Consider the following 12,072-nt stretch of genomic DNA (forward strand, 5'->3'; position numbering starts at 1 on the left):
CCGCTGGGACGGAGGGGGCGGGACGCGAATGCCGGAATTTCTCCCGCCGGCGAGGTTTCCGCGCTGAAGCGGAAGGGGAGGACGGCTTTACACCCCGCGATCACGCTCTGCATGTGCCGCAGCACCATGCGGTACTCCGCGATCACTCGGCGGAGCGGGCGCGGGTGTCCGGCACCGTCGCCGCCCAGCAGGGCAGCGCTGGGCACCCGCGGCGATGATCGCCCCTTCCTTGACCCGGCACATCCCGTGCCACCGACCCACGACCCAGGACGAGGGGGCGCAGCATGGACGCTTTCACCACGGGACTTCTGCAGCGCATAAAGGCGACCGAGTCCGATCTGACGCGGGCGCGTGACGAGGGGGACTACTTCCTCGTCGACGTGGAGCAGGGTGAGCTGGACGACCTGCGCCGTCTCGCCGCCGAGCACGGGGTCGAGGTCGGGGTCACCCCCGCCTGACCCGCCCCGCGCGGTTCAGTCCCGCCAGGCGCCGAAGTCCCCCAGCAGCCGCTGGAGGGGCTCGAAGACGGCGGGGGTACCGGCGAGCGTCAGCTCGGCCGAGGGGCGCTCTCCGGGCCGTCCGCCGGTCACGGCGCCCGCTTCCCGCGCGATGAGGTCCCCCGCGGCCACGTCCCACGGGTGCAGCCCGCGCTCGTAGTACCCGTCGAGCCGGCCGCAGGCCAGGTCGCACAGGTCGATCGCCGCCGAACCGCCGCGCCGGATGTCGCGGACCAGCGGGATCAGCCGGGCCGCGATCTCCGCCTGCCGGGCGCGCACCTCGGCGACGTAGTTGAAGCCGGTGGAGACCAGCGCCTGGTCGAGCGGGGCCGGCGGGCGGCAGGCCAGCGGGCGCTCGCCCTCCCAGGCGCCGGTGGCCCGGGCACCCCCGCCGAGCACGGCCTGGTAGGTCTCACCGCGCATCGGGGCCGCAACCACTCCGGCCACGGTCTCCCCGTCCACCTGGGCCGCGATCGACACCGCCCAGGTCGGCAGCCCGTACAGGTAGTTGACCGTGCCGTCGAGCGGGTCGATCACCCAGCGGACCCCGCTGGTGCCCTCGGTGCTGGCGCCCTCCTCGCCGAGGAACCCGTCGTGGGGACGGCGCCCGGAGATCAGGTCCACGATCAGCTTCTCGGCGGCCAGGTCCATCTCGGTCACGACGTCGACCGGGCTGGACTTGGTCGCCGCCACCGCGAGGTCGGCCGGCCGCCCGTCCCGCAGCAGCGCACCCGCCTGCCGGGCGGCGTCCCGGGCGAGCTGGAGCAGTTCGGAGTGGAGGGGGTCGGTCACGGGTCTCCTTACGCGTAGGGGCTGTCGGCGCCCGCGGCGGCGGGGCGCGGGGTGCGGGCCGGGCAGCAGCCGACCGGGCAGACGTTGTGGCTCGCGCCGAGCGCGCCCAGGGCGCACGGCGTGGTCTCGCGGCCGCGCTCGGTGCCGGACCGCTCCACGACCAGGTCGCGGACGGCGGCCGCGAACCGGGGGTCGGCGCCCACGGTGGCCGAGCGGCGTACCGGCAGGCCCAGTTCCGCCGCCTTGGCGGTGGCCTCGGTGTCGAGGTCGTAGAGGACCTCCATGTGGTCGGAGACGAAGCCGATGGGGGCCATCACCACGGCCGGGACCCCGGCGGCGTGCCGCTCCTGAAGGTGGTCGCAGATGTCCGGCTCCAGCCACGGGATGTGCGGGGCACCGGAGCGGGACTGGTAGACGAGCTGCCAGGGGTGGTCGACGCCGGTCCGCTCGCGGACGGCGTCGGCGATCAGCTGGGCCACGTCCAGGTGCTGGGCCACATAGGCGCCGCCGTCGCCGTGGCCCTCGACGGGACCGGAGGTGTCGGCGGCGGCGAGCGGGATGGAGTGGGTGGTGAAGGCGATGTGGGCGCCGTCGCGCACCTCGTCGGGGAGGTCGGCCAGCGACCGCAGCACCCCGTCGACCATGGGCTCGACGAAACCGGGGTGGTTGAAGTAGTGCCGGAGCTTGTCGACCTCGGGCGGCGTCAGCCCCTCCGCCTCCAGCGTGGCGAGCGCGTCGGCCAGGTTCTCCCGGTACTGGCGGCAGCCCGAGTAGGAGGCGTAGGCGCTGGTGGCGAGGACCAGCACGCGGCGGCGGCCGTCGGCGGTCATCTCGCGCAGGGTGTCGGCGAGGTACGGCTGCCAGTTGCGGTTGCCCCAGTAGACCGGCAGGTCCAGCCCGTGGTCGGCGAAGTCCTTGCGGAGGGCGTCCAGCAGCTCGCGGTTCTGCTCGTTGATCGGGCTGACCCCGCCGAACAGGAAGTAGTGCTGCCCGACCTCCTTGAGGCGTTCCTTGGGGATGCCGCGGCCGCGCGTGACGTTCTCCAGGAACGGGACCACGTCGTCCGGGCCCTCGGGACCGCCGAAGGAGAGCAGGAGCAGGGCGTCATAGGGGGTGACATCGAGCGCGTCTGGCATGACTCGATCCTGCCACCCGCCGCCGACAGGGCGGAAACGGCACGGGGCCGTGCCGGGAAAGCAGCTCTTCACACCAATTCGTCCCGGCCGGAATCCGGCTGCGTTAGGGTGACCTAACTTGTAAGCTGTATCCACTCACTTCGCGCCTTACTGAGCAGTCCAGACGGAGCCCCGCGTGCCCAGCCCCTATCGCGCCCTGTTCACCGAACCGGGCACCAAGAGCTTCTCCGCCGCGGGTCTCGTCGGCCGGATGCCGCTGTCGATGATGGGTATCGGCGTAGTCACGATGATCTCCCAGCTCACCGGCCGCTACGGCCTCGCGGGAGCCCTCTCCGCCACCATGGCGCTCTCCGCCGCCGCGCTCGGACCGCAGATCTCCCGCCTGGTGGACCGGCACGGACAGCGCCGGGTGCTGCGCCCCGCGACCCTGGTGGCGCTCGCGGCCGGCGCCGGACTGCTGCTCGCCGCGCACTTCGGCTGGCCGGACTGGACGCTGTTCGCCTTCGCGGCAGGGGTCGGCGCGGTGCCCAGCCTCGGCGCGATGATCCGCTCCCGCTGGGCCGCGTTGTACGCCGGCGACCCGAGGCTGCACACCGCCTACTCGTTCGAGTCGGTCGTCGACGAGGTCTGCTTCATCTTCGGGCCGATCCTGTCGATCGGCCTCTCCACCGCCTGGTTCCCGGAGGCGGGCCCGCTGCTCGCGGCCTGCTTCCTGGCCGTCGGCGTCTTCTGGCTGACCGCCCAGCGCGGCACGGAGCCGGTGCCGCATCCGCGAGAGGACCACAGCACCGGCAGCGCGCTGCGCTCCCCCGGACTCCAGGTGCTGGTGGCGACCTTCGTGGCCACGGGCGCGATCTTCGGCGCGATCGACGTGGTCACCGTCGCCTTCGCCGACGAGCGCGGCCACAAGGGGGCGGCCAGCGTCGTCCTCGCGCTCTACGCGGCCGGTTCGTGCGTCGCGGGCCTGGTCTTCGGCCTGCTGCGCTTCTCCGGTCCGGCGCAGCGCCGGTGGCTGCTGGGCGTGGGCGCGATGGCCATGAGTATGATCCCACTCCTACTGGTCGGAAACCTGGCACTTCTGGCCGCGGCACTGTTCGTTGCGGGGCTGTCCATCGCGCCGACGATGATCACGACGATGTCCCTCATCGAAAAGCACGTACCTCGCGCGAACCTCACCGAGGGCATGACCTGGGTGAGTACCGGTCTGGCGGTCGGGGTCGCGCTCGGCTCCGCCATGGCGGGCTGGGTGATCGACGCGGCCGGCGCGCGCGCCGGGTACGGGGTCCCGGTGGCCGCCGGGGCCGCCGCGGTCGTGGTCGGTTTCCTCGGGTACCGCCGGCTGCGCAGGCCGGTCACGGGGCGGGGAGGCACCGTTGAGCAGCACGGCGAACGGGAAGCACGGAACGTGGCGTAACTGGGGCGGCAATGTCATCGCCCGGCCCGCCCGGCAGGTGACGCCGGCCTCGGTCGGGGAACTGGCCGCCGAGGTGCGCGCGGCCGCCGAACGCGGGCAGCGGGTGAAGGCGGTGGGCACCGGGCACTCCTTCACCTCCGTCGCCGCCACGGACGGGGTGCTGATCCGCCCCGATCTGCTGACCGGCATCCGCGCCATCGACCGCGCCGCCATGACCGTCACGGTCGAGGCGGGCACCCCCCTGAAGCGGCTCAACGCGGCGCTGGCGCGCGAGGGTCTGTCGCTCACCAACATGGGCGACATCATGGAGCAGACCGTCGCCGGGGCCACCAGCACCGGCACCCACGGCACCGGCCGGGAGTCCGGCTCCATAGCCGCCCAGATCACCGGGCTCGAACTCGTCACCGCCGACGGCTCCGTGCTCACCTGCTCCGCCGAGCAGAACCCCGAGATCTTCGCGGCCGCCCGGATCGGCCTCGGCGCCCTGGGTGTCGTCACCGCGCTGACCCTCGCCGTCGAGCCGCTGTTCCTGCTCACCGCCCGCGAGGAGCCGATGCCGCTCGACCGGGTGCTGGCGGAGTTCGACCAACTCTGGGCGGAGAACGAGCACTTCGAGTTCTACTGGTTCCCGCACACCGGCAGTACCAACACCAAGCGCAACAACCGCAGCGAGGGCCCCGCGCAGCCGGTGGGCCGGGTGGCCGGCTGGTTCGAGGACGAGTTCCTGTCCAACGGGGTCTTCCAGGCGGTGCAGTGGGTGGGGCGCGCCGCCCCCGTCTCCGTCCCGGCCATCGCCCGGGTCTCCAGCCGGGCCCTGTCCGCGCGGTCCTACACCGACATCCCGTACCGGGTGTTCACCTCGCCACGCCGGGTGCGGTTCGTGGAGATGGAGTACGCGGTGCCGCGCGCGGCCCTGGCCGAGACGCTGCGGGAGCTGCGGGCGGTGATCGAGCGGTCCGGGCTGCGGGTCAGCTTCCCGGTCGAGGTGCGTACCGCCCCGGCCGACGACATCGCCCTGTCCACCGCCTCGGGCCGGGACAGCGCCTACATCGCGGTCCACATGTTCCGGGGCACCCCGTACCAGGCGTACTTCAGCGCGGCGGAGCGCGTGTTCACCGCGCACGAGGGGCGGCCGCACTGGGGAAAGGTGCACACGCGGGACGCGGGGTACCTCGAAGGGGTGTATCCGCGCTTCGCCGAGTTCACGGCGTTGCGGAACCGGCTGGACCCGGAACGGCTGTTCCAGAACGACTACTTGCGGAGGGTTCTGGGGTAGTGGGCGCCGGGTCGGTCGCGCCGTCGCTCGGTGCCGGGGCCGGGGTGGTCGCGCCCTCGCCGGGCGCGCCGCTCGGCCCGTCGCTCGGGGTACGCGGCGTCTCGGGCGTCGTCGGCCGGGTGGTGGCGGAGCCGCCCCCGGCCGGGTTCTCGCCGGTGGGGCCCGTGGTGCCGGAAGGCGTGGTGGCGGGCGCGGGGTCGTCGCCCCTGCGGTGGCGGGAGGAGTCGTGGCCGCCGACCGCGTCACTGACCGTGGTCCCCGAGCCGCCGCTGAAGCTGTTGCCGGACGCCGCCTCGTAGACGGTGATGCCGCCCATGGTGACCCCGAAGACCAGGGCGGCCGCGAGCAGCGGTCGCTTCCAGCTCTTGACCTTCGCCCGGTAGACGGTGCCCTCGGTGAACTCCCCCGGCACCGGCTCCTGCTGCGGCACCGGCTGACCGGCGACGGCCGGCGTACGGGACCGGGTGGGGTCCCGGGCCTCGCGGAGCTGCTCGCCCGTGCGCCGGAAGAACTGCTGGAAGACCGAGCCGCCGCAGGTGGCGACGATGCTGACCACTCCGGCGCCCAGGATTGTGCCGTACACCCCGAAGTAGGAAGCCATCTTGGCCGCCACGACCGCCGCGAGCGCGCTGCCCGCGACCTGGGGGACGTTCAGGTCGAACCGCTTCCGACCCGCATCGGGCGTTTCACGCATACCCGGAACCCGCTGCCTTTCCCTTGCTCGGCGCCGGCTGCTGCCGACAGGTGACGAGTGAGGGACGTGCGAACGAAGCCATTAGTTCCGTTTCGCCGGATTGCGTGAACTTCGCCACGTTGGTGACGGCCGGAACCCGCCCACGAGCGGCCAAGTCGCACCCCCCGGCAGAAGTTGACGGGCGCGCCGAACGACGCGCATGGCCCGAATGGAGTACTGTTGCGAGCCCTGGGCACCGGTGTCCCATCGGGATGTCCGGAGCCCCGCAGGGCCGCCAGGAGGGGGAGAGTTGCACAGGGTGATGGAGTTCGTCACTCAGCGTTGCGAACAGGTAACCGTGCCATAACGGCGGTGCTCGGCTCGCGCCCGACACGCCGGGCAACTCGGCAAGGTTGTGGCAGGTTGCGCTCGGGCAGGCCACACTCGACTAGCGGAAGCAGCGACGCACGTGACGTCGGCAGGCACCATCCGGGAGGTCCCCATGCCCGAACTGCGTGTCGTGGCCGTCTCGAATGACGGCACACGGCTGGTGCTCAAGGCTGCCGACGCGACGGAGTACACCCTTCCGATCGACGAGCGGCTGCGCGCCGCCGTGCGCGGTGACCGCCCCCGCCTCGGCCAGATCGAGATCGAGGTGGAGAGCCACCTCCGCCCCCGCGACATCCAGGCGCGGATACGAGCCGGTGCCACCGCGGAAGAGGTCGCCCAGCTCGCCGGCATCCCCGTCGACCGGGTCCGCCGCTTCGAGGGGCCGGTGCTCGCCGAGCGCGCCTTCATGGCCGAGCGCGCCCGCAAGACCCCCGTCCGCCGCCCCGGCGAGAACTCCGGCCCGCTGCTCGGCGAGGCCGTGCAGGAGCGGCTGTTGCTGCGGGGCGCGGAGAAGGACACCGTCCAGTGGGACTCCTGGCGCCGCGACGACGGCACCTGGGAGGTCCTGCTCGTCTACCTGGTCGCGGGCGAGCCGCACTCGGCGAGCTGGACGTACGACCCGCCCCGGCGGCTCGTCCAGGCCGTCGACGACGAGGCGCGTTCGCTGATCGGCGAGTCCGACGACCTCGCGGTGCCGGAGCCCAGCTTCCCGTTCGTCCCGCGTATCGCACGGCTGCCGCGCGACCGCGGCATGGACCGCGCGCTGGACCGGGGCGACCGGGAGCGGCCCAGCCTGCCCGCGCAGCCGTCCGAGCCCGTCGAGGAGTCCACGGGTGAACGTGACTCCCTGACCAGCCTGTTGGAGGCCGTGCCGAGCTTCCGGGGCGACCTGGTGGTGCCCGAGCGGCCGCCGGAGCCTCCGGAGGAGCCGGCCGAGGAGGTCATGGAGGAGGAGCCTCCGGCGTCCGCCGCGTCGGCAGGTTCCGCCTACGCGGACGTACTGATGCCCCGCGCCGTCTCCAGCCACCGCGACCGGCTGACCGGCGCGACGGACCGTCAGGCCGAGGCCGACGGGGTGCGCCCCGGCCGCCGGGCCGCCGTGCCGAGCTGGGACGAGATCGTGTTCGGCACCCGGCGCAAGAAGCAGGAATAGCAGGAGTTGGCAGCACCGTAGGGGTGGAGTGCGGGTGCGCTCCACCCCTCACGCTTTCTCAGCGCGGGTCCGGCCCCACCGCGACCGGGCGGGACGGGTCGTTGGACCACTCCGACCACGAGCCCACGTACAGCGCGGCCGGGATGCCCGCGATCGCCAGGGCCAGCGCCTCGTGGGCGGCGGACACGCCGGAGCCGCAGTAGACGCCGACCGGGGCGTCGCCGGAGACGCCGAGGGCCTTGAAGCGGTCGCGGAGGTCGGCGGCGGGGAGGAAGTGGCCGTCGGGGCCGACGTTCTCCATGGTCGGCGCCGACAGCGCGCCCGGAATGTGGCCGCCGACCCGGTCGATGGGCTCCACCTCTCCCCGGTACCGCTCCCCCGCGCGGGCGTCGAGCAGTACGCCGGAGCCCGCGAGTCGGGCCGCGCCGTCCGCGTCGAGGACGCCGGCCGGCTCCGGCAGGGGCTCGAAGTCGCCCTGGGCCGGGGTCGGTACCTCCGTGGACAGCGGGCCCTCCCATGCCGTCAACCCGCCGTCGAGCACCCTCACGTTCGGGTGACCCGTCGCCCGCAGCAGCCACCAGGCACGGGCGGCCGCCCAGCCCTGGCCGCCGTCGTACACGACGACCGGGGTGCCGGCGAAGACGCCCGCGCGGCGCATCGCGGCGCCGAACTCCGCGAGGTCCGGCAGGGGATGGCGGCCACGTGGGCCGGGGGGCGCGGCCAGCTCCCGGTCCAGGTCCACGAAGACCGCGCCGGGCAGGTGGCCCGCCTCGTAGGCGGCACGGGCGTCGAAGGCGGGCGCGTCCGGCGCGCTCAGTTGCCAGCGTACGTCCAGCAGCGTCGGCGGGGTCGGTCCGGCCAGGTCCCGGGCCAGTTCGTCGGCGGTGATGATGACTGTCATGGCGCCATCCTCGCGCACGGGGTGGCCGCCACGCCCGGCTGCCACTACTCTGCTCGGCCGGACAGCCCCGATCACACGGCGTACGGTATCGGGCACACAGTGTGCGTTCGGCGGCGCTCGCCGGTCATCGCCCGGAGGGCGGACGGCGGCCGACCGGACCTTCCGCCGGCCCGCGTGCCACCCCGTACCGGTGGCGGAGCGGGCACGCGGGCGCGGGCTACCGGCCCGGCCCGCGGGGAGCGGATGCGACGCGGCCCCCATGAGGGACCGGAGAGAGAGTGAGCGATGACCGAGGCACCGGAGTCGGCCGGCCCACGAGCGCCGCACGCGCCCGGCACGCCGTGCTGGGTGAGCCTGATGACGCGGGCGGCGGACGCCGCCGAGGAGTTCTACGGGGCCGTGTTCGGCTGGGAGTTCCGGGCCGGCCCGCTCGGCCGCCCGGTGCGGGCGTCGGTGGGCGGCCGGGAGGTGGCCGTCATCAACCAACTCCCCGCGGGCGCGGGGCTTTCGGCCGCCTGGACGCCCTATCTCGCCTCGGACGACGTGGACCTCACCGCCGAGCGGGTGCGGCTGTCCGGCGGCACGGTGGCGGTCGGCCCGCTGGACGCGGGTGAGAACGGCCGGGTCGCCATCGCCGCCGACCCCTCCGGCGCGGTCTTCGGCTTCTGCACCGCCTGGGCCCACCCCGCCCCGAAGGGCGCCCGCGGACCGGGTCTGCCCGCGTGGACCGAGCTGCGGACGGTGTCGGCGGTGCGCGTGACGACGTTCTACGCGCGGGTGTTCGGCTACGAGGCGGAGCCGCCGTCGGCCCCGGACCACATCACCCTGCGCAGCGGCGGCCGTCCGGTGGTGGCCCTGCGCGGGATGGGGCACGGTCTCCCCCGCGCCCTGGGCGCGCACTGGCTGCCGCACTTCGAGGTGGCGGACACCGACGCCACGGTCCGCCAGGTGCTGGACCTCGGCGGCCGGCTGCTGGAACCGGCGCACGACGGCCCGTACGGCAGAGTCGCCACGGTGACGGACCCGCAGGGAGCCCGGTTCGGCGTGGCGCGCAGGGCGGGGACGGTGCCTCGGCCGCGCGGGTAGTTCAGGCGGAGGTCACCGGCAGGACGTCCGGGGAGAGGGCGCCGGCCTGGGTGGAGGAGGCGGTCATCCGGCGGCGGTGGTGGCGGCGGCACAGGACCTCGTAGCCGACGGCCGTGGCGGGCCGGTTGACGTCGCCGACCACCACCTGCTCGCCCTCCACCACCATCTCGCCGCCGACCGTGCGGGCGTTGTGCGTGGCGCGGGCGCCGCACCAGCACATCGCCTCGACCTGGAGCGTCTCTATCCGGTCCGCGAGCTCGATCAGGCGCTGGGAGCCGGGGAAGAGCTTGGTGCGGAAGTCGGTGGTGATGCCGAAGGCGAAGACGTCGAGGTCCAGGTCGTCCACCACGCGGGCGAGCTGGTCGATCTGCTCGGGCCCGAGGAACTGGGCCTCGTCCACGATCACGTAGTCGACCTTGCCGCCGCGCGACATCAGGGCGACGACATGGCCGTACAGGTCCATGCCCGGCATCGCCTCGACCGCGTCCGTGACCAGGCCGAGGCGGGAGGACAGCTTGCCCTCGCCGGCGCGGTCGTCCCGCGTGAAGATCAGGCCCTGGAGTCCTCGCGCCGAGCGGTTGTGCTCGATCTGCAGAGCCAGGGTCGACTTCCCGCAGTCCATCGTTCCGGAGAAGAACACCAGCTCGGACATGAGGGGTTGAGCACCTTTCGGCGAGAGGAGGGTGGGGAGGTCAGGAACGGACTTCGAGGAGGGGGACGAGCTGCTCGGCGGGGGTCATCGAGCCGTGGTTGCCGACCATCAGCGACTCCTTGGGCTCGCGCTCGGAGGCGGTGATCAGCACGTCGTCGTGGGCGGCGGCGACCACGTCACCGATCCTCGGGTACACGCGCTCGTCGACGTGCGGCCCGAACCAGCCGGCCTGCACCGCCTCGTCGCGGGAGGCGATCCAGAAGCGGTCGCCGAGGACCTCGCGCCAGCAGGTCAGCACGTCGTTCGCCGCGCCGGGCACCGCGTACACGTGCCGGGCGCGGCCCTCGCCGCCGAGGAGGGAGACACCGGCGCGCAGCTCCCAGTCCTCGTCGAAGTCGATGCGGTGCTCCTCGTCGAAGGGGATGTCGACCATGCCGTGGTCGGCGGTGACGTAGAGCGCGCTGCGCGGGGGGAGCTGCTCGGCCAGGCGCTGGGCGAGCCGGTCGACGTACATGAGCTGGCCGCGCCAGGTGTCGGAGCCGATGCCGTAGCGGTGGCCGGCGCCGTCGAGTTCGGCGTAGTACGTGTAGACCAGTGAGCGGTCCCCGGCGGCGAGCTGCTGGGCCGCGAGGTCCATGCGCTCCTCGCCGGCGAGGCTGCCGACGAAGGTGCCGCCGCTGAGCGCGACCTTGGTGAGCGGGGTGTTCTGGAAGTGCGGCGAGGACACCTGGGCGGCGTGGACTCCGGCGCGGTCGGCCAGCTCGAACACGGTCGGGTACGGCTGCCAGGCGTGCGGCGGGGTCCAGGGCTGCCAGCGGAGCTGGTTCATCAGCCGGTCGGTGTCCGGGTCGCGCACGGTGTAGCCGGGCAGGCCGTGCGCGCCGGGCGGCAGACCGGTGCCGACGGAGCCCAGCGAGGTCGCGGTGGTCGCCGGGTAACCGGCAGTGAGGGGGCGGCCGGTGCCGCCGCGCGAGCTGCCGAGCAGGGAGTTCAGGAACGGCGCCTCGTCGGGGTGGGCCCGCAGCAGCTCCCAGCCGAGGCCGTCGACCAGGAAGACGCAGACCCGGTCGGCGGGGGTCAGCTCGGTGATGGCCGGGGTCATGCCGGGGACGCCCAGACCGGCCGCGAGGGTGGGCAGCAGGTCGGCGAGGGAGCCGTGGCCGTACTCGGGCAGCGGCGCGGAGGACAGGGCGAGGGGTTCGAGGGCGTCCCAGGGAGAGGGCTGGGACATCAGCGGGTGACGTCCGCGGTCGCCTCGGAGATGGACTGCGCGAAGGCGAGCGCCTGGCGCACGGTCTCCGGGCCGTCCCCGGCCTCGCTCACCCGCAGGCTGAGGTCGTCGGCGGTGGAACTGCCGGTGTAGCCGTGGTCGGCCTCGCAGTTCGGGTCGCCGCAGGCGGCGGGCTCCAGGTCGAGGCGGCTGACCGCGCCCCAGCCGATGGTGAGGACGACCTCGCGGGGCAGGGTGCCGGGCGTGTACTGCTCGGGGTTGGCCACCACCCGGCTGACCACGACGGAGGAGATCCGGCCGATCTTCACGGACTCGGTGGACGTGGTGGCGTACGGGGTCGGGGAAGTGCCGTCGGCGGCCTGCTCGTCGGTGTGGCTGACGATGAAGCGGTTGGCGGTGAGGACGAGGACGGTGACATGGCGGCGGACCTCGTTCTGGTCGAACGTGGTCTCCTGGTGAACCAGGTACGACCGAACTGCCTCGCCGCCGACAGCGGCCTCCACCGCCTCGGCCACGAGGGCCGGGTAGTAGCCGCTGCGCTCGATCGCCGTGCGAAGCCCCTGGGTCGTCGTACTGGTCTTGGCCATGGCGTCCATCCTAATCCGTGACCAGGTGCACTCCGGGCCAGTCGGGACGACCCGGCACCTCCCGCCGGACCAGTCCCGGCCGTATCTCGACGCCCTCGGCGGCGATGAGGCAGGAGACCGGTTCGCCGCCGCCGCCGCCGGCCTCGAAGGCCACGATCACGAGCGGCCTCCCAGTCCCACCAGCTCCCGTCGGGCAGCGCCCGGCCGGCGATCCGCATCGGGCTTCCCCTCAGTACGTCGGCAGGGTGCGGGGGCCCAGGTCGGTGCGGGCCCTGGCTCTTATA

Annotated in this window: 14 protein-coding genes; 5 read left to right on the plus strand and 9 right to left on the minus strand. The window is 73.6% G+C overall.

What is annotated here, in order from left to right; all coding sequences use genetic code 11:
- The coding region (locus CCN33_RS32475; RefSeq protein ID WP_208621698.1) for a hypothetical protein at positions 1–206 on the minus strand (206 nt) is incomplete at its 3' end.
- Between the two features lie 78 nt (positions 207–284).
- On the opposite strand from CCN33_RS32475, the gene CCN33_RS31925 reads away from it, so the two are divergent.
- Entirely contained in the window at positions 285–458 is a 174-nt protein-coding gene (locus CCN33_RS31925; RefSeq protein ID WP_167387814.1) for a hypothetical protein, read from the plus strand.
- Positions 459–473: 15 nt separating this feature from the next.
- On the opposite strand, the gene CCN33_RS09625 is transcribed toward CCN33_RS31925, so the two are convergent.
- Both CCN33_RS09625 and CCN33_RS09630 read right to left on the minus strand, forming a co-directional pair.
- Positions 474–1,289 (minus strand): inositol monophosphatase family protein, encoded by an 816-nt coding sequence (locus tag CCN33_RS09625; RefSeq protein ID WP_086693196.1) that lies wholly within the window; start codon positions 1,287–1,289, stop codon positions 474–476.
- A gap of 8 nt (positions 1,290–1,297) precedes the next feature.
- Positions 1,298–2,425, minus strand: coding sequence for a ferrochelatase (locus CCN33_RS09630; RefSeq protein ID WP_086693198.1), 1,128 nt, complete (start codon positions 2,423–2,425; stop codon positions 1,298–1,300).
- Positions 2,426–2,600: 175 nt separating this feature from the next.
- Here CCN33_RS09630 and CCN33_RS09635 point away from each other — a divergent pair, with 175 nt between their 5' ends.
- Together CCN33_RS09635 and CCN33_RS09640 are read left to right on the plus strand one after the other, a co-directional pair.
- Positions 2,601–3,839 (plus strand): MFS transporter, encoded by a 1,239-nt coding sequence (locus CCN33_RS09635; protein WP_086693200.1) that lies wholly within the window; start codon positions 2,601–2,603, stop codon positions 3,837–3,839.
- On the plus strand, positions 3,799–5,115 hold the full coding sequence (locus tag CCN33_RS09640; RefSeq protein ID WP_086693202.1) for a D-arabinono-1,4-lactone oxidase: 1,317 nt from the start codon (positions 3,799–3,801) through the stop codon (positions 5,113–5,115). The genes CCN33_RS09635 and CCN33_RS09640 overlap by 41 nt, the downstream gene beginning before the upstream one ends.
- Here CCN33_RS09640 and CCN33_RS09645 read toward each other — a convergent pair.
- Positions 5,042–5,809, minus strand: coding sequence for a hypothetical protein (locus tag CCN33_RS09645; protein WP_086693203.1), 768 nt, complete (start codon positions 5,807–5,809; stop codon positions 5,042–5,044). The genes CCN33_RS09640 and CCN33_RS09645 overlap by 74 nt on opposite strands.
- Positions 5,810–6,290: 481 nt before the next feature.
- Between CCN33_RS09645 and sepH the strand changes: the two genes are divergently transcribed.
- Positions 6,291–7,331, plus strand: coding sequence for a septation protein SepH (gene sepH / locus CCN33_RS09650; protein WP_086693205.1), 1,041 nt, complete (start codon positions 6,291–6,293; stop codon positions 7,329–7,331).
- A gap of 58 nt (positions 7,332–7,389) precedes the next feature.
- Here the strand turns inward: sepH and CCN33_RS09655 are convergent, their stop codons facing one another.
- On the minus strand, positions 7,390–8,232 hold the full coding sequence (locus tag CCN33_RS09655; protein ID WP_086693207.1) for a sulfurtransferase: 843 nt from the start codon (positions 8,230–8,232) through the stop codon (positions 7,390–7,392).
- A gap of 285 nt (positions 8,233–8,517) precedes the next feature.
- Between CCN33_RS09655 and CCN33_RS09660 the strand changes: the two genes are divergently transcribed.
- Positions 8,518–9,318 (plus strand): VOC family protein, encoded by an 801-nt coding sequence (locus CCN33_RS09660; RefSeq protein ID WP_086693209.1) that lies wholly within the window; start codon positions 8,518–8,520, stop codon positions 9,316–9,318.
- 1 nt (position 9,319) lies between these two features.
- On the opposite strand, the gene CCN33_RS09665 is transcribed toward CCN33_RS09660, so the two are convergent.
- The 4 genes from CCN33_RS09665 to CCN33_RS31930 are packed head-to-tail and all read right to left on the minus strand — an operon-like array spanning position 9,320 to position 11,948.
- Entirely contained in the window at positions 9,320–9,970 is a 651-nt protein-coding gene (locus tag CCN33_RS09665; protein WP_086693211.1) for a thymidine kinase, read from the minus strand.
- A gap of 40 nt (positions 9,971–10,010) precedes the next feature.
- Complete coding sequence (locus CCN33_RS09670) at positions 10,011–11,201, minus strand: alkaline phosphatase family protein (RefSeq protein ID WP_086693213.1); 1,191 nt, start codon at positions 11,199–11,201, stop codon at positions 10,011–10,013.
- On the minus strand, positions 11,201–11,797 hold the full coding sequence (locus CCN33_RS09675) for a DUF5998 family protein (RefSeq protein WP_086693215.1): 597 nt from the start codon (positions 11,795–11,797) through the stop codon (positions 11,201–11,203). The genes CCN33_RS09670 and CCN33_RS09675 overlap by 1 nt, the downstream gene beginning before the upstream one ends.
- A gap of 1 nt (position 11,798) precedes the next feature.
- Entirely contained in the window at positions 11,799–11,948 is a 150-nt protein-coding gene (locus CCN33_RS31930; RefSeq protein WP_167387815.1) for a hypothetical protein, read from the minus strand.
- Positions 11,949–12,072: the final 124 nt, after the last annotated feature.

It is taken from the genome of Streptomyces recifensis, assembly GCF_002154615.1.
Lineage (GTDB): Bacteria > Actinomycetota > Actinomycetes > Streptomycetales > Streptomycetaceae > Streptomyces > Streptomyces griseoluteus.